We start from the raw sequence: 18320 nt of genomic DNA, 5'->3' as shown, positions 1-18320 counted from the left end.
ACCGGCCTCACTTGTCCTTGTCGAGCGTGTAGGTGCGGTCGCGCTGGTCGGCCGGGGCGCCGCCCGTGGTCGGGGCGACGAGGGCGAGGCGTACGTGCTCGGCGAAGGACTCGGCGTACGCGACGCGCTGGGTGTCGAGGGTGGAGAGGGCGAAGCTGATGGGGACGGCCGCGGTGGCGCCGCGGCTCGTGCGGTCGGAGCTGTCGCTGATGGGGGTGAGCTTGCCGACGGAGAGGACGCGGGCGCCGGCGACGATCATCCGCGACTGGGAGGGGTCGTCCTTCTTCTCGCCCTCGAAGGTGGCGTAGATGTTGACGGTGGCACCCGCGGTGATCTTTCCGGCGACGCCGGTGGCCGCGTCGATCATGATCGCGATCTCCTGCTCGCCCGGCTTGAGTTCGGGCCGCTCCACGATCATGTCGGTCTGGAGCAGGGAGCCTTCCTTGAGCTCGGTGACGGCGATCTTGCCCTCGATCTGGCGGAGATCGGTGACGGCGGTGGCGGAGAGCCAGCGCTCGGGCATGGTGATCTTCTCGAACTGGCCCGCGTTCAGGGTGGCGTAGGGCTTCACGTTCTCGCTGAGCCGGTACGCGGTGACCTCCGGGCCGACCTTCGCGTTCACGTCGCTGATGACCGTGAGGACGCCTGCGAAGGCGCCGAGGGCGCACAGGACGGAGAGCAGCAACAGGATCACGCCGCGGCGCTGGCGGGAGTTCATGGCCGTACTTCCTCGATCGGAGACGTGGGTCTGGGCGGGCGGGGGTGGCGCGCGGCGACGCTCACGGGACGGTGCGGGGATCGATCGCGGGTGCGGCGGCCGCGGCGTCGAGGGCCCGTGCGGCGCCGAGGGCTCTGGTGGTGCCGCGGGCCGGAACCGGGTCGAGTGCCGGAGCCGGGCCGCGAGCCGCGCCGAGCGCCTGGGTCGTGCCCCGGGCCATGGCGGCCTGTGGCGCGGCGAGGGCCGTCAGGGGCGACGCGCAGAAGCCGCAGCGGTCGCCGATGAGCTCCATCCCGCACCAGTGACAGGTCTCGCGCCTGACGGAGGCGACGAGTTGGTACAGGACGGGCAGGTCGGGGAGGTACGCGACGAACTCCACGAGCTTGCCCGTGCCCCACCAGCCGGGCGAGGTCTCGGGAAGCGCGGTCTCCTGGGCGGGGTTCTGGATCCGCCAGGCGGGGACGAGTGCGGTGGCGGGCCAGTCGGTCTGGAGCTGGCCGCGGGCGACGAGGAGCTGTGTGGCGAACTCCGGTCCCGCCAGGCGCTGGTCGCCCGATCCGCCGAGCCGGACGATCTGCGGCGTGGGCCCGGCGAGGACCGCGAAGTGGGCGCCGGGCAGCCAGCCCTTGAGGTGGGAGGAGAGGCTGACGGGTACGCGGTCGAGGCGGGAGACGGAGCCCAGTACGGCCCCCGCGTAGATGTAGTGGGCGAGCAGCCTGGCGGCGGAGGCGAGCACGCCGGGGCTGAAGTCGCAGGCCGCCAGCTGTCGGAGCTGTCGGACGAGCACGGCCGCGCCGAGCGGCGGCAGGTCGGTCCTGACCAGCGCGATCCGGTCGCTTTCGAGGAGGCCCCGGACGGCGTACAGACGGCGCTCGACGGCGGCGGGGGCGGAGGTGGGGCAGACGACGACCACGCTTCCGTACCGCAGGAGGAGTTGCTGCATGTCGGCGACGGAGGCGTCGAGGGACCGCGCCTCGGGGGCCGGGAGCACGGCGGCGTCGGGCGTCTGCGGGTCGCTGGGCGGCAGCACCAGGTCGGCGCTGGTGACCGCGATCGCTGTCGGCACGTCAGACCCCCGTCCCCTCCGGCCTCGGGATTCCCCGGGGCCGCAGATCACCTACCGCGTTCGCGGCGTCACCGCAGGGCGCCGCCGCCTCTGCACTTTATCCACGTCACCCGGGGTGGTGAACACACAATCCGCCAAGCTCCCCCGACTTTCTTGGGTCCACTTCCCGGCTCGACAAGTGGCCGAAAAGCGCTCCACACAGCGGCCCAGGCGGCGGCCCGACGAGTGGCCCGACCAGCGGGCCTTCCAATGACCCGACGCGGAACCTCACCGGCAGACCACTCGCCCACCCCTCCGCCGCGACTTCCCCCCGGCGACCACCCCTTGCTGCCAGAGGTCTTGACAACGCGATTGGTCTGGACCAGCTTGTTCCGACAACGGTGGCCACCGTCCGCACCCCCGCACCAGCCTCGTACCCCCGTACGAGCCCTCCGTACGACGACGTACGGCACCTCCACATCCCCAACTCCCCCACCGGAGGATGCACGTGGACCGCACCACCACCCGCCCGCACGGACGCCGTTGGCTCGGCGGAGCCCTCGCGCTCGCCGTCGGCTCCGGGCTCGTCCTCGTCGGCGGAGCCGGCACCGCCCAGGCGGCCGACGTCAACGTCGCCAAGAACGCCGGGTTCGAGAGCGGCCTCGCCAACTGGTCCTGTTCCGCGGGAAGCGGCGCCGCCGTCTCCACGCCGGTACGCACCGGCGCCGGCGCCCTGAAGGCCACCCCGGCCGGTCTCGACAACGCCAAGTGCGTGCAGACCGTGGCCGTGAAGCCCAACTCCACGTACACGCTGAGCGCCTGGGTCCAGGGCGGGTACGCCTACCTCGGCGCGAGCGGCACCGGGACCGGCACGGGCAGCGTCTCCACCTGGACGCCCGACAGCGCCGCCTGGAAGCAGCTCACCACCAGCTTCACCACCGGGGCGAGCACCACCTCGGTCGAGATCTACACGCACGGCTGGTACGGCACCTCCCCCTACGTCGTCGACGACGTGAGCGTCTTCGGCCCCGACGGGGGCGGCGGCCAGGACCCCGACCCGGTCGTCCCGGCCACCCCCGCAGGCCTCGCCGCCGGCACGGTCACGTCGAGCTCCGTCGCCCTCAGCTGGGGCGCGGTCTCCGGCGCCACGGGCTACAAGGTGTACCGCGACGGCGCCAACCCCCAGGTGGTCACCGGCACTTCGACCACCGTCACCGGCCTCACCGCCGACACCGCCTACCAGTTCCAGGTCGCCGCGACGAACTCCGCGGGCGAGTCCGCGAAGTCCGCGGCCGTGTCGGCCCGCACCGCCAAGGTGACCGACCCGGGCCCCGGCCCGGCCGTCCCGAAGCACGCGCTGACCGGCTACTGGCAGAACTTCAACAACGGCGCGACCGTCCAGAAGCTGCGGGACGTCCAGTCGCAGTACGACATCATCGCCGTCTCCTTCGCCGACTCGACCACCACGCCCGGCCAGATCGTCTTCAACCTCGACCCGGCCGTCGGCTACGCCTCCACCGCCGACTTCAAGGCGGACATCGCCGCGAAGAAGACGGCCGGCAAGTCCGTCATCATCTCGGTCGGCGGCGAGAAGGGGAACGTCACGATCAACAGTGACGCCTCCGCGACCGCCTTCGCGAACAGCGCGTACGCCCTGATGCAGGAGTACGGCTTCAACGGGGTCGACATCGACCTGGAGCACGGCATCAACTCCACGTACCTGACCAAGGCGCTGCGCCAGCTCTCCGCCAAGGCCGGTTCGTCGATGGTGCTGACGATGGCCCCGCAGACCATCGACATGCAGAGCACGGGCACCGAGTACTTCAAGACGGCGCTCGCCGTGAAGGACATCCTCACGGTCGTCAACATGCAGTACTACAACAGCGGTTCGATGCTGGGCTGTGACGGCAAGGTCTACAGCCAGGGCTCGGTGGACTTCCTCACCGCGCTCGCCTGCATCCAGATCCAGGGCGGTCTCGACCCGTCCCAGGTCGGCCTGGGCGTCCCCGCCTCCAGCCGGGGCGCGGGCAGCGGCTACGTCGACCCGCAGATCGTGAAGAACGCGCTCGACTGCCTGACCAAGCTCACCGGCTGCGGCACCTACAAGCCCGCCCAGGCCTGGCCGACCGTGCGCGGCGCGATGACCTGGTCGACCAACTGGGACGCGACGGCAGGCAACGCCTGGTCGAACGCCGTCGGCCCGCACGTCCACAACCTCCCCTAGCGGTACGGGGATCCCGCGCAGCGCCGCCGCTCCCCCGGCGGCGCTGCGTCGCGTTTACGCCACGCGAAGCCCGAAGGGTGGGCCCGGGGCGGCCCAGGGGGCGGGCCAGGGGCGAGTTCCGGCCGTGCGGCCCCCGGCTCGGCGGCGCGCCCGCCGCGCGATCGGGCCAGGTGGGCGGTTCCCGCGCCGCCGTCACCTAGCTTGTGCTCGATGACGTATCTGCCGACCTGGGTCCCCCGCGCGGGCCGGTATGGCCGAAGTCATCGTCTTGACCGGTCCATGACATGCCTCCACCATGTGGCCGGACACCCGCACGAGTTTGTCGCACTCCCCCACACTCCCCACCCAGGAGACACCATGCGACGTCCCACCCGCGGCAGAAGGTCCGCCACCCTCGCGGCCCTCGTGGCGCTCGCCCTCGCGGCGCCCCTCTCCGCCCTCTCCTCACCCGCCGGGGCCGACCCGGCGCCGACCGCCGCCCGGATCGCCGTCGGCGCCGAGGAGGTGATCCGGCAGTACGAGATCGCCGGACCGTCCACCCCGGCCGCCCGCACCGCACTCACCGCCACCGGCGTCTCGATCGACGAGGTCGACGCCCGCTCGGTCGTCGTCAGCGCCAACACCGAGCAGCTGAGGAACCTCAGGGCGCTCGGCTACAAGCCGGTCGCCCTCCCCGGCCCGCCGAACCGCAGCACCGCCGAGGACCTGGCCCACGACCAGGCCGTCGGCCCGCTCGACTTCCCCTCCGCCGACGCGAGGTACCACAACTACGCGGAGATGAACGCCGAGATCGACCAGCGGCTCGCCCAGTACCCGTCGATCATGCGTAAGCAGGTCATCGGAAAGTCCTACCAGGGCCGGGACATCATCGCGATCAAGATCAGCGACAACGTCGCCACCGACGAGAGCGAGCCCGAGGTCCTCTTCACCCACCACCAGCACGCCCGCGAGCACCTCACGGTCGAGATGGCGCTCTACCTGCTGCGCGAGCTCGGCGCGGGGTACGGCACCGACTCCCGGGTCACCAACGCCGTGAACGGGCGCGAGATCTGGATCGTCCCGGACCTCAACCCGGACGGCGGCGAGTACGACATCGCCTCCGGCTCGTACCGCAGCTGGCGCAAGAACCGCCAGCCCAACTCCGGCTCCTCGTACATCGGTACGGACATGAACCGGAACTGGAACTACAAGTGGGGCTGCTGCGGCGGCTCTTCGTCCTCCAAGAGCTCCGAGACGTACCGCGGCACGGCCCCCGAGTCGGCCCCCGAGGTGAAGGTCGTCGCCGACTTCGTCCGCTCGCGGACGGTGGGCGGCAAGCAGCAGATCACCGCGGCCATCGACTTCCACACCTACAGCGAGCTGGTCCTCTGGCCCTTCGGCTGGACCACCGCGAACACCACCACCGGCATGACCCAGGACGACCGCGACGCCTTCGCGACCGTCGGCGGGAAGATGGCGGCGAGCAACGGCTACACGCCCGAGCAGTCCAGCGACCTCTACATCACGGACGGCTCGATCGACGACTACCTGTGGGGCACGCACCGGATCTTCGGGTACACCTTCGAGATGTACCCGTCCTCGTCCGGCGGCGGCGGGTTCTACCCGCCCGACGAGGTCATCGAGCGCGAGACGAGCCGCAACCGCGACGCCGTCCTCCAGCTCCTGGAGAACGCCGACTGCATGTACCGCTCGATCGGCAAGCAGGCGCAGTACTGCACGGCCTGACGATCGGCACGGCATGAAGGGCGCCCCGGCGGCGGCACGCCGGGGCGCCCTTCCCCTGTCCGCCTGCGGTCAGCCGAGGACGGCGAGCGCGTCGATCTCGATGAGGAGGCCGGCCGGGAGCCCGACGTACACGGTCGTCCGGGCGGAGGCGGGGGCCTTGAGGCCCTGCTCCTCGAAGTACTGGTTGTAGATCGCGTTCATCTCGGCGAAGTGGTCCACGTCGGTGAGGTAGACGCGCATCATCATGACGTCGTCCCAGCTCGCGCCGCCCTCCTCCAGGATCGCCTTGACGTTGGCGAAGGTCTGGAGGGTCTGCTCGCGCAGGGTCGGGCCCGCGACCGTCGGGGCCTGGCCCTCGACGGCCGGGAGGAAGCCGACCTGGCCGGCGACCTGGAGGATGTTGCCCTTCCGCACGCCGTGCGAGAACTTCGCGGGCGGCGCGGTGTGGGTGGCGGGCGTGAGGGCGATCTTCTCGGTCATGCGCTGGCTTCCTTCGTCGGGGTGGTGCCGGAGTACTCGCGGCTGATGTCGTCGGCGGTGCGGCGCACCAGCGGGAGGAGCGTGAGGAGTTCCTCCGCCGTGACGACCACGTTGGGCGCCGAGACCGACATGGCGGCGACGACCCGGCCGTCGGCGCCGCGGATCGGGGCGCCCACGCAGTTGATGGACTCCTCGTGGCCGCCGAGGTCGGTGGCCCATCCCTGTTCGCGTACGGTCGCCAGCTCCTTGAGGAAGGCGGCGGCGTTCGGGGTCGAACGGGGCGTGTACGGGGGGTAGTCGAGCTTCGCGGCGACGGCGCGGCGCTCGGGCTCGGGCAGGTCGGCGAGGAGCAGCTTGGCGACGGCGGCGACGGTGATCGCGACCGGCTTGCCGATGCGGGAGTACATCCGGACCGGGTAGCGGCTCTCGACCTTGTCGATGTAGAGGACCTCGCCCTCCTCGTACACGGCGAGGTGGATCGTGTGCCCGATCTGCTCGTTGAGCGCGGCGAGGTAGGGGTGGGCGATCTCGCGGACGTCGAGGTTCTCGACGGCCTCCTGGGCGAGGGCGAAGAGGCGGGCGCCGAGGCGGTAGCGCTGGTCCTGCTGGCGGTGGACGAGACCGTGCTCGTGGAGAGTGCGCAGCAGGCGCAGGGCGGTCGACTTGTGGACGCCGAGCCGCTCGGCGACCTGCCCGAGGTCGGCGGGGCCCTGCGCGAGCAGCGGCAGGATGCTGAGCGCCCGGTCGACGGTCTGGCTCATGGCGTACGTACCTCCTGGTCGTCCCCCGACCGGTCGGGGCCCTCCTGGTCGTCCCCCGTCCAGCCGGGGCCGAGGTGAAGTGTCCCCCAGGCGCGCGCGTCGAGGGCGGCGAGCCGGTCGGCGTGGGCGCGGCGGGGCGGGACGGCGACGTCGCCGGGGACGGTGAGGGCGGCGGCGGCCATGAGGTGGCCGTGGCGGATCCGCGCGGTGGTGTCGAGGCCGCGGAGGGTGGCGGAGAGGAACCCGGCGGCGAACGCGTCCCCGGCGCCGACGGGCGCGACGATGTCGACCCGGGGGGCGGGGACGGAGGTGACGGTGTCGGGGGCGGGGGTGACGGTGTCGGGGACGGAGGTGACGGTGTCGGGGGCGGGGGTGTGCGGGGCCGTTCCCCACCCCGCCCCTTCCCGAACCAGGGTCTCCGCCCCCGGACCCCCGCGCCTCGAACGCCGGCGGGGCTGAATTTCAGCCCGCCCGGCGTTCGAGGGCACGGCCGCAGGCCGTACGGGGGTCTGGGGGCCTGCCCCTGGTTCGGGAAGGGGCGGGGTGGGGGAAGAAGCCGCGCCGCGCTCGAACACGACCGCCCCCTCCCCGCCCCCCTTCACCACAAGAACCGCCGGTTCCGGCAGCACGCCCCGGATCGCGGCCGGATCGCGGACCCCCCACAGCACCCTCGCCTCGTCCTCGCCCACGAAGACCAGGTCCGCGCGCCGGGCGAGTTCGAGGAGCACCTCGGGGGCGCCGCCGTCGCGCCACAGGCCGGGCCGGTGGTTGACGTCGAAGGAGACGAGGGGGCGCCCGGGGCGGGGGGCCGTGAGTTCGCGTACGAGGGCGAGGCAGTCGGCGGAGAGTGCGGCGGTGATGCCGGTGAGGTGGAGGATCCGGGCGTCGGCGACGGTGTCGTACGGGACGGTCTCGGGCGACATCGCGGAGGCGGCGGAGCCGGCGCGGTAGTAGGCGACCTCGTGGGCTTCGGTGGCGCGGTCCTCGTCGGTGCGGAAGTAGACGCCGGTCGGCCGGTGCGGGTCGTGGCCGACGGCCGTGACGTCGACGCCGTACGCGCCGATCGTCTCCACCAGGTGCAGGCCGAAGCCGTCCCGGCCGACGCGGCCGACCCATTTCACGCGGTGTCCGGCGGTGGCCAGGGCGCAGGCGACGTTGGATTCGGCACCGCCGATCGCGCGGGCGAAGGAGGGGACGTCGGCGAGGCGGCCGGGCCGGGAGGGGAGGAAGGCGACCATGGACTCGCCGAGGCAGACGACGTCCGGGACGGCGCCCACGGACGGGGTTCCGGTCACTGCGGACGGGGTTCCGGTCACTCTGGTGCTCCCCGCGCTCCTACGGGTCCATTGACCCGGCCTTGGCCCGGATGTTAGACAGCCATGAGCAAGATGCGCAATGACCGTTGCAGTTGCTGCAACGCTGGACGAGGAGGCCCCGTGCCCGACCTGGCGAACGAGCGAGTCGACCACCGCTTCAAGGGGCTGCCCCCGGACGCCGAGGGCCTGACCGTCGGCGAGCTGGCGGCGCAGCGCCGCTCCCTCTTCACCGGCGGCTTCACGACCCCCGTCCTCGCGCTCTCCGCCGAGTCCGTCGAGCACAACCTCCGCCTCCTGGAGGTCTACGCCGAGCGCCACAACCTCGCCTTCGCCCCGCACGGCAAGACCTCGATGGCCCCCCAGCTCTTCGACCGCCAACTGGAGCACGGCGCCTGGGGCATCACCGCGGCCGTGCCCCACCAGGCCCGCGTCTACCGCGTCCACGGCGTCTCCCGGATCTTCCTCGCCAACGAGCTCGTCGACGCCGTCGCCCTGCGCTGGCTGGCCGCCGAGCTCGACGCCGACCCGGACTTCCGCTTCGTCTGCTACGTCGACTCGGTCCGCGGCGTGGAGCTGATGGACGAGGCGCTCCGCGCGGCCGGCGCGGGCCGCCCGGCGGACGCCCGCCCGGTCGACGTCGTCATCGAGCTCGGGGCCGGCGAGGGAGCCCGTACCGGCGTCCGTACGGAGGCGGAGTGCGCGGCCGTCGCCGACGCCGTGGCCGCCACGGCCACGCTCCGCCTCGTCGGTGTCGCCGGGTACGAGGGCGAGGTGCCGCAGGCCACGCCGGAGCGGGTCGACGCCTGGCTGCGCCGACTCACCGCGCTGGCGGTCGAGTTCGACAAGGCGGGCAGGTTCTCGGCGGACGCGGGCGAGATCATCGTGAGCGCGGGCGGCAGCGCCTGGTTCGACACGGTCGCCGACGTCTTCGCCGAGCTTCCCGAACTCTCCCTCCCGACGCTGAAGTTGCTGCGTTCGGGCGCCTACGTGTCGCACGACGACGGCCAGTACCGCAACCTCACCCCCTTCAACCGGGTCCCCGAAGAGGGCGCGCTCCAGCCCGCGTTCAGGCTCTGGTCGCAGGTCGTCTCCCGCCCGACCCCCGAGCAGGCGTTCACCAACGCGGGCAAGCGGGACGCGGCCTACGACCTCCATCTCCCCGAGGCGCAGGTCGTCCGCGACGCCCGCACGGGCGAGGTCCGCGCCGCCGAGGGCGTCACCGTCACGGGCCTCTCCGACCAGCACGCCTGGCTCCGCACGGCCCCCGAGGCGGACGTCGAGGTCGGCGACTGGGTGGGCATGGGCCTGTCCCACCCGTGCACGTCCTTCGACAAGTGGCAGCTGATCCCGCTGGTCGAGGCGGACGGCACGGTCGTCGACTACATCCGCACGTACTTCTAGAAGGAGTCGGCATGGACCTCGTCTTCCGCGACGTGGAGGTGGTCGACGGCAGCGGCGGCCCCTCCTACCGGGCCGACGTGGCGATCGACGGCGGCCGGATCGCCGCGATCGTCAAGGAGGGCGCGGCCGCCGGCTGCCAGCGCCCCACCGCCCGCCGCGTCGTGGACGCCGAGGGCCTCGCGCTCTCCCCCGGCTTCATCGACATGCACGCCCACAGCGACCTCGCGCTGCTCCGCGACCCCGGCCACGCGGCGAAGGCCGCGCAGGGCGTGACGCTCGAAGTCCTGGGCCAGGACGGCCTGTCGTACGCGCCGGTCGACGACCGCACGCTCGGCGAGGTCCGGCGGGCGATCACCGGCTGGAACGGCGACGGCTCCGACCTCGACCTCGACTGGCGCACGGTCGGCGAGTACCTGGACCGCCTCGACGGCGCGCACGGCGGCCGGGGCATCGCGGTCAACGCCGCGTACCTCGTCCCCCAGGGGACGGTCAGGATGTACGCGGTCGGCTGGGAGGACCGCCCCGCGACCGCGTCCGAGCTGGACCGGATGCGGCAGCTCGTCGCCGAGGGCCTGGAGCAGGGCGCGGTCGGCATGTCCTCCGGCCTGACGTACACCCCCGGCATGTACGCGCCGGACTCCGAGCTCACCGAACTCTGCCGGGTCGTGGCAGCGTACGGCGGCTACTACTGCCCGCACCACCGCTCGTACGGCGCGGGCGCCCTCCAGGCGTACGAGGAGATGGTCGCCCTCACCCGCGAGGCCGGCTGCGCCCTCCACCTGGCCCACGCCACCATGAACTTCGGCGTGAACAAGGGCAGGGCGCCGGAGCTCCTGGCCCTCCTGGACGAGGCCCTCGACGCCGGCGCGGACATCAGCCTCGACACGTACCCGTACACGCCCGGCAGCACCACGCTCGTCGCCGTCCTCCCGAGCTGGGCGAGCGAGGGCGGCCCTGAGGCGGTCCTGACCCGCCTGCGCGACGAGGAGACGGCGGAGCGGATCCGCCACCACCTCGAAGTCACCGGCTCGGACGGCTGCCACGGCGTGCCGGTCGACTGGGACACGATCGAGATCGCGGGCGTGACCGAACCGGGCCTCGTGGAGCACGTGGGCCGCCGGGTGGACAGCTGGGCCACGGCCCGCCGGCTCCTGCTCGACGACCGGCTCGGCACGACGATCCTCCAGCACGTGGGCCACGAGGAGAACGTCCGGACGATCATGCGGCACCGGGTCCACACGGGCGGCTCGGACGGCATCCTCCAGGGCCTCAAGCCGCACCCGCGCGCGTACGGCACGTTCCCGGAGTACCTGGGGCGGTACGTGCGCGAGCTCGGCGTCCTCTCCCTGGAGGAGTGCGTCGCCCACCTGACCTCCCGCCCGGCGGCCCGCCTCCGCCTCCCGGACCGGGGCCTGGTCCGCGAGGGCTACGTGGCGGACCTGGTCCTCTTCGACCCGCAGACGGTCGCGTCGGGAGCGACGTACGCCGCCCCCCGCACCCTCCCGACGGGCATCCCGCACGTCCTGGTCGACGGCAGATTCGTCATGGATGACGGCCGGCGCACGGACGTCCTGGCGGGCCGCGCGATCCGGCGGAGCCCTGCCTAGGGGGTGCCCGGCGGATCAGCGCCGCGACCCCGGCCATGGTCCGCCGGACACGCCCTACCGGCGAGCCAGCTGGTCGCGCACCCAGGCCGGGTCGGGGTTCACATGGGCCCGGCCCGCCACGACGACGGTCGGCACCGTCTCGTCGCCGCCGGTGGCCTCCCGCACCACCGCCGCGGCCGCCGGGTCGCGCCAGATGTCGACCCAGTGCGCCCGGTGGGCGCGGCCGCCGAGCCGCACGCGCAGCCGCAGGCAGTACGCGCAGCCCGGCCGCCAGTAGACGACCGGGCGGCCGTCGGCCGCGGCGCGGCGCCGGGCCTCCGCCGCCCCGGTCGACCGCGGGAAGACCAGGGGTGAGGTGGCGGCGGCGAGCAGAACGAACAGCAGCAGGAAGGCGACGGCCCCGCCGGGGCTCGGCGGCCCGCCCCGCCGCGGCGAGCACACCGCAGAGCAGCAACAGCACCGGCAGGATCCAGGCACGCATCATGGTGCCGGAGGGTAGCGCGCCGGGAGATTTTCGGGCCCGGAGGGTTCAGTGGGCCCGGAGGATCCAGTGGACCCGGGAGGGTCTAGTGGCCCGGGAGGGTCTAGTGGACCCGGAAGGCATCGGCCCCGACGCTCTGATGCTCTGAGGCCCCGACGCTCTCTGAGGCTCTGGGTCCGTTATCGGACCCGGACGCTCTCGGCGCCCGGTTGCCCGCCGGCCGGTGCGGCGGCGGCCCACCGCTCACGCCGCATCCACACGAGACCCACCGCCACCACTACCCCCGCCAGCACGAACCCGTACCAGGGTGTCCGGCCCGACGGCGCCGTCTCGTACACGAGCGCCGCCGACAGCACCATCAGCAGCTGACCCGCCCGGCTCCGCCAGGCGACCGCCGCGACGACGACCGTCCCCCACAGCAGGTACCACGGCTGCACCATCGGCGAGAGCGCGACGAGCGCCACCAGTGAGAGCCCGAGCCCCAGCACCGGATCCAGCACCCCCCGCCACGCCCGCCACGCGAGCACCAGGATGACCGCGACGGCGACGGCGAGGCCCAGCTTCTGGACGACGCCCTTCACGGGGTCGGGATCGTCCGCGACGAGCAGCCCGAGGCCGAGCCCGAGGTCGCTCGTCGCCGAGAGCGCCGTGTGGATCGCCCCGGCGACGCTCTGCGTCCGCAGCCACCCGAACCCGGTCCCGGCGGCCAGTGTCGCCCCCACGGCGACCGCGCCCGCCACGAGCCCCGGCAGCACGAGCCCCTTCGCCACACCCCGGGCGCCGCCGTCCCGGCGCGCGATCATGACGCCGATGAACAGCAGGGCCACCGCCGCCGGCGACTTCACCATCATCGCGAGGCCGACGAGGACGCAGCCGAGCACCCACCGCCCGCGCACCGCGAGGAGCACGCCGCCGAGCATGAGGCCGATCATCAGCCCGTCGTTGTGCATTCCGGCGACGACATGGATCAGCAGGAGGGGGTTGAGCGCGGCCAGCCACACGGCCCCGTCCCGGCCCCCGGCTCCCCCGCCGAGCCCCCGTACGGCCCAGACGATCAGCGCGAGCGCGCCCAGGGCGATCAGCCGCATCCCGAGGACGGCCGGCACGACCGCCCCGCCGGTCGCCTTCACGACGACCTCGGCGAGGAGCAGGAAGACCGGGCCGTACGGGGCCGGGGTGTCGGTCCAGTGGCCGCCGACGCTCGCCGCCGCGTCGGCGCCGAGGTCGCCGGGGCCGAGGACGGAGGGCCCGCCCCCGTACACGTCGTGGCCTTCGAGGACCATCGCGCCCTGCGCGATGTAGCTGTAGACGTCGGCGCTGTAGAGCGGCGGGGCGAGGAGCAGCGGCGCGGTCCAGAGGGCCAGGGTCCGGAGTACCCCGTCCCGCACGCCGCGGGCGAGCAGCACGCCGTACCGCCACCAGGCGGCGACGAGCAGGGTCAGGCCGAGATACGCGAGGAGGGCGCCGGCCAGGGTGAGCGCGGAGCCGCGCGGCTCCCACAGGCCCCAGCCGCCGCGTACGGGCAGCGTCCCGGCGGCCCACCCGCCCACGGCGACGGCGAGCGATCCGGCAGCACCCAGCCACCGGCATCCGGAGGCACTGAAAACCCACATGACGTGCCAACCTATCCCGCGGGCCGTCCCCCGGACGCCGCCCCCGTCCGCTCCAGGGTCTCCGTGGCCGTACCCGTGCGGTGCATCCGGTGCCAGCGCAGCCGGCTGCCGAGGAGCGCGGTGACGACCGACTGGACGACGACCAGGTACATGAGCTGGCGGTAGACGACGATCTGCAGCGGGAGGGTCCAGATCGGCTCGAACCGCTCCTTGTCCAGGCGGAGCGCGTACACGGCCGTGCCGACCTGTACCGCCGTGAAACCGATCCAGACCCCCAGCGCCTGCCCGGGGTCCTGGAAGAACAGGCCGTAGACGGCGAAGACGTCGACCAGCGGAGCGAGCAGCGGCAGCACCGTCTGGAAGAGCAGCAGGTAGAGGAGGCCCCGGCGGCCGAGCTTGCCCGACTGGCCCCTCTCGACGACCGCCCTGCGGTGCTTCCACATCGCCTGAAGGGTGCCGTAGCACCACCGGTAGCGCTGCTTCCACAGCTGCCGGACCGTGGACGGCGCCTCCGTCCACGCGATGGCGGACTCCTCGTACACGACGCGCCAGCCGGCCCGGCACAGCGCCATCGTCAGGTCGGTGTCCTCCGCGAGGGTGTCCTCGCTGACCCCGCCGACACCGGCCAGCGCGTCCCTGCGGAAGGCGCCGATGGCACCGGGGACGGTGGGCATGCACTCCAGGACGTCGTACATCCGCCGGTCGAGGTTGAAGCCGATCACGTACTCCAGGTGCTGCCACCGGCCGAGGACGCCCTGCCGGTTGCCGACCTTGGTGTTGCCGCTGACCGCGCCGACGCGGGGGTCCGCGAGCGGCTGGACCAGGCGGCGTACCGCGTCCGGTTCGAAGACCGTGTCGCCGTCGATCATCACGACGATGTCGTGGTGGGCCCACGCGAGGCCGGTGTTGAGGGCGGCGGCCTTGCCCGCGTTGGGTTGGCGCACGACCATCACCCGCGGATCGTCGATGGACTCGGCGATCTCGAAGGTGCGGTCGGAGGAGCCGTCGTCGACGACCACGACCTGGATCGCGCCGTACGTGGAGGCGAGCAGGGAGCGGACGGTCGCCTCGATCCCGGCCTCCTCGTTGTAGGCGGGGACGAGGATCGAGACCGGCTCGGTGACAGGCGGCAGCCGGGGCGCGCCGCGGCGGCGGCGGGACCGGGTACGCCGGACGTGGACGCGGGCGACGCCGATGAGCAGGGCGAGCCGGACGGCGGTGATGACACCGGCCACGACGAGCAGCCCGGTCATGGCGTCGGCGAAGCCCCGGGACGCGGCCTGGGCCTGGACGAACGCGGCGCCCTTCCATTCGGCGAACGTGGAGACGCGGTACGTGGTGTCGGAGATCCCGAGGGCCTGGCCGACGGAGGTGTGACGGGTGGCGCCGCCGGCGCGCGTGAGGAGGTTCTCGGTCTCGTCGACGGCCTGCGGGGAGCCAGTGAGCTGGAGGACGGACTTCCCGTCGGCGGTCACCAGGACGTAGCCGGCCCCGGCGGCCCGGCGGCCGGCCTCCCACTGGTCGGCGCAGAGCGTCGCGAGGCCGGTGGTGTGCGGCAGCCGCAGCAGGCGGGTGCCGAGGCCGGTGCTCGCCGCGAGCGCGTTCTGGGTGAAGGAGAGCTCCAGGTCGGCGCGGGCGGCCGAGACCTGGGCGAGGTCGACGTCGGTGTACGTGTGCGAACCGAGCTCGTGGCCGTCGGCGACGATACGGCGGACGAGGTCGGGGTGGGCGGCGGCCTCGGAGCCGGTCAGGAAGAAGGTCGCCTTCGCGTGGCGTGCGGCGAGGACGTCGAGAAGACGCGGGGTCCAGTCGGGGCTCGGCCCGCCGTCGTAGGTGAGGGCCACCGTGCCGTCGGGCGGGGTGGCGCTGCGCACGATGCCGTTCTCGTCCACCTGGACGACCGGGCCTTCGCCGCGGGGCTCGGGGGCGGTGGGACAGTGGGGCCGCGGCGGCGCGGTCGCGGCTATCTCGTGGCGGCCGTATCCGGCGAAGACGAGCGCGGTGGCCGCGACGAGGAGGAGCAGACAGAGCATCGCCCAGTGGGCCCGCGGGTCCCGCCGCAGCGCGTGCCGTGTGCGGGGCGCGCCGGGCTGGGCGGGCGTGGCCGGCCGGGAGGAGGTGACAGGGGGAACAGGAGCCTCGTACGTCTCATACGTCTCGTACGTCTCGTACGTCTCGTACGTCTCGTACGTCTCGTACGTACGGTCCATGGCATACGCGGACGGGGCGTCCGGGGCGTAGGGGGTGTACGGCTCCGGGGTCGCGGGCGCGGCGCCCTGCCCGTACGACCCGTACGTCCCGGACGGGTGCCGGTACGGCTCCGCGTCGGCCTGCCCCTGGTGGGCGGGGTCCTCGTACGTGCCTCCGTAGCCGTGGCCGTACGCGTACCCCTGCCCGGCGGTGTGCGCCCGGGAATGGTCGGAGTGCATGGAGCCCTCGTACTCGGGCTCCTCGCGCCCGGACCCCTCGCGCCCGAAGTCGTTCACCTGGGTCTCTTCGTGGCGCCCGGGGCCTCGTCGGCCTTGCCGGGACCCGTGTCGGTCGTCTCGCCGCCGCCCCCGCCCGCGCCACCGCCACCTGGGGTGGCCGTGGGCGAGGGGACCGTCGGGGTCGCGGAGGTGCTGGTGCTGGGCGCCGGGGCCGAGGTCGTGGCCTCGACCGTCGGCGTCGATGCCGATGCCGGCGTCGATGTCGGCGTGGCAGAGGTTCCGGAGGCGTCCGCCGTGCCGCGCGGGGTACCCGTGCGCTTCGGCGTGCCCTCGGATTCGCCGTCCCCGTCCCCGGACGTCGCAGGGGTCGGCTGGATGAGCGCAGGGGCGTCCCGCCGCTCCTCGTCGGCCCAGGGCAGCGGCCCTCCCGCGGGTCCGGCACCGAAGGATCCGGCGATGACGATGCCGAGGAATCCGAGGCACGCCACACCCACTCCGGCAGCGCTCCACCGCACCAAGCGGCCGCGTCGCCCCGAGGCGTCGACGAAGACGCTGTTGTCCTGGTGGCTCATGTGCGCGCATTGTAGGGAGCACATCAGTGCGGCGCGAGTCCACACACATTCCGGACAGTCTCCGATGACATAGCCGCTGTCCGACGTGTCCCAAAACACGAGGCGTCCCGCCCCGCCCCGCCGTAAGCTCTCGACATGCAGGTGATCCAGTCCACGAAGCTCGCCAACGTCTGTTACGAAATCCGGGGTCCGGTGCTCGAAGAGGCGATGCGGCTGGAGGCTGCGGGTCATCGCATCCTCAAGCTCAACACGGGCAACCCGGCGGCCTTCGGCTTCGAGTGTCCGCCCGCCATCCTCGAGGACGTGCTGCGCAACCTTTCCGAGGCGCACGGCTACGGCGACGCGAAGGGCCTGCTCGCGGCCCGCCGTGCGGTGATGAGCCACTACGAGACGAAGGGCATTCCGCTCTCCGTCGAGGACATCTACCTCGGCAACGGCGTCTCGGAGCTGATCCAGATGTCGATGCAGGCGCTCCTCGACGACGGCGACGAGGTCCTCGTACCGGCCCCGGACTATCCGCTGTGGACCGCCTCGGTCTCGCTCGCGGGCGGTACGGCCGTGCACTACCGCTGCGACGAGCAGGCCGACTGGATGCCGGACCTCGCCGACATCGAGCGGAAGATCACCGACCGCACCAAGGCGATCGTGATCATCAACCCGAACAACCCGACGGGCGCCGTCTACGACGACGAGATGCTCCGCTCCCTGACGGAGATCGCCCGCCGCCACAATCTGGTGGTCTGCTCGGACGAGATCTACGACAAGATCCTCTACGACGGCACGACGCACACGCCGACCGCCGCGATCGCCCCCGACCTCCTCTGCCTCACCTTCAACGGGATGAGCAAGAACTACCGGGTGGCGGGCTTCCGCTCCGGCTGGCTGGCGGTCTGCGGTCCGAAGCACCACGCGTCCTCGTACATCGAGGGCCTCACGATCCTCGCGAACATGCGCCTCTGCGCGAACATGCCGGCGCAGCACGCCGTGGCCGCCGCCCTCCAGGGCCGGCAGTCGATCGAGGACCTGGTGCTGCCGGGCGGGCGGCTGCTCGAGCAGCGCGACACGGCGTACGAGCTGCTGACGCAGATCCCGGGCGTGACGTGCGTGAAGCCGAAGGGCGCCCTGTACCTCTTCCCGCGCCTCGACCCGAACGTCTACAAGATCAAGGACGACCGGCAGATGGTCCTGGACCTGCTGCGGGCCGAGAAGATCATGGTCGTGCACGGGACGGGCTTCAACTGGCACGAGCCGGACCACTTCCGGATCGTCACGCTGCCCGCGGCGGCGGACCTGGCGGACGCCGTGACGCGGATCGGCCGGTTCCTCGACGGCTACAGCCAGCCCTGACCCCATCACACCCGGACAACGCTCAACTTTAGACCGAATCTAAGCTAGGATGGCTCCCAGAGCACTCAGGAGGCCATCCCCATGTACGAACCGATCCGCACCAAGTCGGTCCACCGGATGGCCGACGACGACCACGCGTACCCGCACCGCTCCCGCGAGGAGGAGCTGGACATCCAGCTCGCCGGACACCTCGCCGCCCTGCTCGCCGTCACCGACGAGCTCGGCGACACGGAGGCGGGCGAGCTCATCGCCCGCCAGGTGGCGCGGCTGCGCGGCGCACCGCCCGCCCGCCACGCGGGTCTGAGCGGCTCGCCCGCGCGGGACCTGCACCACAAGGCGCACGCCCTCGCGGGCCGCGCCCTGGTCGTCGCCGCCTCCCGGGCCGACACGGCCGCCGCGATCCTCGCCGCAGGGCGCATGGACGCGCACACCGCGGCACTGGCCGGGGAGACCCTGGTCGGCGCCCCCTGACGGCCCCGGTCCGCGCGGCACGAACCGCGCGGACCGGGCGCCACCCACCGGACCCGACACGCCTCGGACCGGGCGCCACCCACCGGACCCGACACGCCTCGGACCGGGCGCCACCCACCCGGGACCACCA

Annotated in this window: 14 protein-coding genes and 1 pseudogene; 6 read left to right on the top strand and 9 right to left on the bottom strand. The window is 72.9% G+C overall.

Annotation, left to right across the window (positions count from 1 at the left end; translation table 11 throughout):
• Window positions 1-7 precede the first annotated feature (7 nt).
• Window positions 8-718 carry a Flp pilus assembly protein CpaB gene (gene cpaB, locus ASC82_RS07725; protein ID WP_056643587.1) on the bottom strand — a complete coding sequence of 237 codons (711 nt, stop codon included), beginning with the start codon at window positions 716-718 and terminating at the stop codon, window positions 8-10.
• A gap of 61 nt (window positions 719-779) precedes the next feature.
• Window positions 780-1784, bottom strand: a complete 1005-nt coding sequence (locus ASC82_RS07720) for a hypothetical protein (protein ID WP_056643585.1) — start codon at window positions 1782-1784, stop codon at window positions 780-782.
• A 487-nt stretch (window positions 1785-2271) separates the two neighbouring features.
• On the opposite strand from ASC82_RS07720, the gene ASC82_RS07715 reads away from it, so the two are divergent.
• Window positions 2272-3987 carry a glycoside hydrolase family 18 protein gene (locus ASC82_RS07715; protein WP_056644827.1) on the top strand — a complete coding sequence of 572 codons (1716 nt, stop codon included), beginning with the start codon at window positions 2272-2274 and terminating at the stop codon, window positions 3985-3987.
• Between the two features lie 357 nt (window positions 3988-4344).
• The gene (locus tag ASC82_RS07710; protein WP_056643583.1) at window positions 4345-5712 is read left to right on the top strand and encodes a M14 family metallopeptidase; all 1368 of its coding nucleotides are present in this window, start codon (window positions 4345-4347) and stop codon (window positions 5710-5712) included.
• Window positions 5713-5781: 69 nt separating this feature from the next.
• Here the strand turns inward: ASC82_RS07710 and ASC82_RS07705 are convergent, their stop codons facing one another.
• From ASC82_RS07705 to ASC82_RS07695, 3 genes are read right to left on the bottom strand one after another with little or no spacing between them, the layout of a single operon-like run.
• Window positions 5782-6192 carry a RidA family protein gene (locus tag ASC82_RS07705; protein ID WP_056643581.1) on the bottom strand — a complete coding sequence of 137 codons (411 nt, stop codon included), beginning with the start codon at window positions 6190-6192 and terminating at the stop codon, window positions 5782-5784.
• Window positions 6189-6953, bottom strand: coding sequence for an IclR family transcriptional regulator (locus tag ASC82_RS07700; protein WP_056643579.1), 765 nt, complete (start codon window positions 6951-6953; stop codon window positions 6189-6191). Before ASC82_RS07700 ends, ASC82_RS07705 begins: the two co-directional genes overlap by 4 nt.
• Window positions 6950-8269, bottom strand: a complete 1320-nt coding sequence (locus ASC82_RS07695) for a sugar kinase (protein WP_079039142.1) — start codon at window positions 8267-8269, stop codon at window positions 6950-6952. Before ASC82_RS07695 ends, ASC82_RS07700 begins: the two co-directional genes overlap by 4 nt.
• Before the next feature lie 72 nt (window positions 8270-8341).
• Here ASC82_RS07695 and ASC82_RS07690 point away from each other — a divergent pair, with 72 nt between their 5' ends.
• Window positions 8342-9670, top strand: coding sequence for an alanine racemase (locus tag ASC82_RS07690; RefSeq protein ID WP_199862509.1), 1329 nt, complete (start codon window positions 8342-8344; stop codon window positions 9668-9670).
• Window positions 9671-9681: 11 nt separating this feature from the next.
• The gene (locus tag ASC82_RS07685) at window positions 9682-11277 is read left to right on the top strand and encodes a D-aminoacylase (protein ID WP_056643573.1); all 1596 of its coding nucleotides are present in this window, start codon (window positions 9682-9684) and stop codon (window positions 11275-11277) included.
• A 54-nt stretch (window positions 11278-11331) separates the two neighbouring features.
• On the opposite strand, the pseudogene ASC82_RS07680 reads toward ASC82_RS07685, so the two are convergent.
• From ASC82_RS07680 to ASC82_RS07665, 4 genes and pseudogenes are all read right to left on the bottom strand, one after another.
• Window positions 11332-11761 (bottom strand): annotated as a pseudogene (locus tag ASC82_RS07680) (glutaredoxin domain-containing protein).
• 176 nt (window positions 11762-11937) lie between these two features.
• The gene (gene mptB / locus ASC82_RS07675) at window positions 11938-13371 is read right to left on the bottom strand and encodes a polyprenol phosphomannose-dependent alpha 1,6 mannosyltransferase MptB (RefSeq protein WP_056643572.1); all 1434 of its coding nucleotides are present in this window, start codon (window positions 13369-13371) and stop codon (window positions 11938-11940) included.
• A gap of 11 nt (window positions 13372-13382) precedes the next feature.
• Window positions 13383-15404 (bottom strand): bifunctional polysaccharide deacetylase/glycosyltransferase family 2 protein, encoded by a 2022-nt coding sequence (locus tag ASC82_RS07670; protein WP_056644824.1) that lies wholly within the window; start codon window positions 15402-15404, stop codon window positions 13383-13385.
• A gap of 449 nt (window positions 15405-15853) precedes the next feature.
• Complete coding sequence (locus ASC82_RS07665) at window positions 15854-16372, bottom strand: hypothetical protein (RefSeq protein WP_157863453.1); 519 nt, start codon at window positions 16370-16372, stop codon at window positions 15854-15856.
• Between the two features lie 135 nt (window positions 16373-16507).
• Here ASC82_RS07665 and ASC82_RS07660 point away from each other — a divergent pair, with 135 nt between their 5' ends.
• Window positions 16508-17719 (top strand): pyridoxal phosphate-dependent aminotransferase, encoded by a 1212-nt coding sequence (locus ASC82_RS07660; protein WP_056643568.1) that lies wholly within the window; start codon window positions 16508-16510, stop codon window positions 17717-17719.
• Between the two features lie 81 nt (window positions 17720-17800).
• Window positions 17801-18190: a hypothetical protein gene (locus ASC82_RS07655; protein WP_056643565.1), complete on the top strand. Its 390-nt coding sequence runs from the start codon at window positions 17801-17803 to the stop codon at window positions 18188-18190.
• Window positions 18191-18320 lie beyond the last annotated feature (130 nt).

The sequence above is a fragment of the Streptomyces sp. Root431 genome (assembly GCF_001426585.1).
Classification (GTDB): domain Bacteria; phylum Actinomycetota; class Actinomycetes; order Streptomycetales; family Streptomycetaceae; genus Streptomyces; species Streptomyces stackebrandtii.
This window is presented reverse-complemented; position numbering and strand designations above follow the sequence as displayed.

What these genes read in the sequence shown, in the direction of transcription:
- ASC82_RS07670 (WP_056644824.1), bottom strand. Translation starts at nt 15,404, where the DNA reads ATGCTCTGTCTGCTCCTCCTCGTCGCGGCCACCGCGCTCGTCTTCGCC.
- ASC82_RS07665 (WP_157863453.1), bottom strand. Translation starts at nt 16,372, where the DNA reads ATGAGCCACCAGGACAACAGCGTCTTCGTCGACGCCTCGGGGCGACGC.
- ASC82_RS07660 (WP_056643568.1), top strand. Translation starts at nt 16,508, where the DNA reads ATGCAGGTGATCCAGTCCACGAAGCTCGCCAACGTCTGTTACGAAATC.
- mptB (WP_056643572.1), bottom strand. Translation starts at nt 13,371, where the DNA reads ATGTGGGTTTTCAGTGCCTCCGGATGCCGGTGGCTGGGTGCTGCCGGA.
- ASC82_RS07700 (WP_056643579.1), bottom strand. Translation starts at nt 6,953, where the DNA reads ATGAGCCAGACCGTCGACCGGGCGCTCAGCATCCTGCCGCTGCTCGCG.
- ASC82_RS07710 (WP_056643583.1), top strand. Translation starts at nt 4,345, where the DNA reads ATGCGACGTCCCACCCGCGGCAGAAGGTCCGCCACCCTCGCGGCCCTC.
- cpaB (WP_056643587.1), bottom strand. Translation starts at nt 718, where the DNA reads ATGAACTCCCGCCAGCGCCGCGGCGTGATCCTGTTGCTGCTCTCCGTC.
- ASC82_RS07705 (WP_056643581.1), bottom strand. Translation starts at nt 6,192, where the DNA reads ATGACCGAGAAGATCGCCCTCACGCCCGCCACCCACACCGCGCCGCCC.
- ASC82_RS07690 (WP_199862509.1), top strand. Translation starts at nt 8,342, where the DNA reads ATGCGCAATGACCGTTGCAGTTGCTGCAACGCTGGACGAGGAGGCCCC.
- ASC82_RS07685 (WP_056643573.1), top strand. Translation starts at nt 9,682, where the DNA reads ATGGACCTCGTCTTCCGCGACGTGGAGGTGGTCGACGGCAGCGGCGGC.
- ASC82_RS07655 (WP_056643565.1), top strand. Translation starts at nt 17,801, where the DNA reads ATGTACGAACCGATCCGCACCAAGTCGGTCCACCGGATGGCCGACGAC.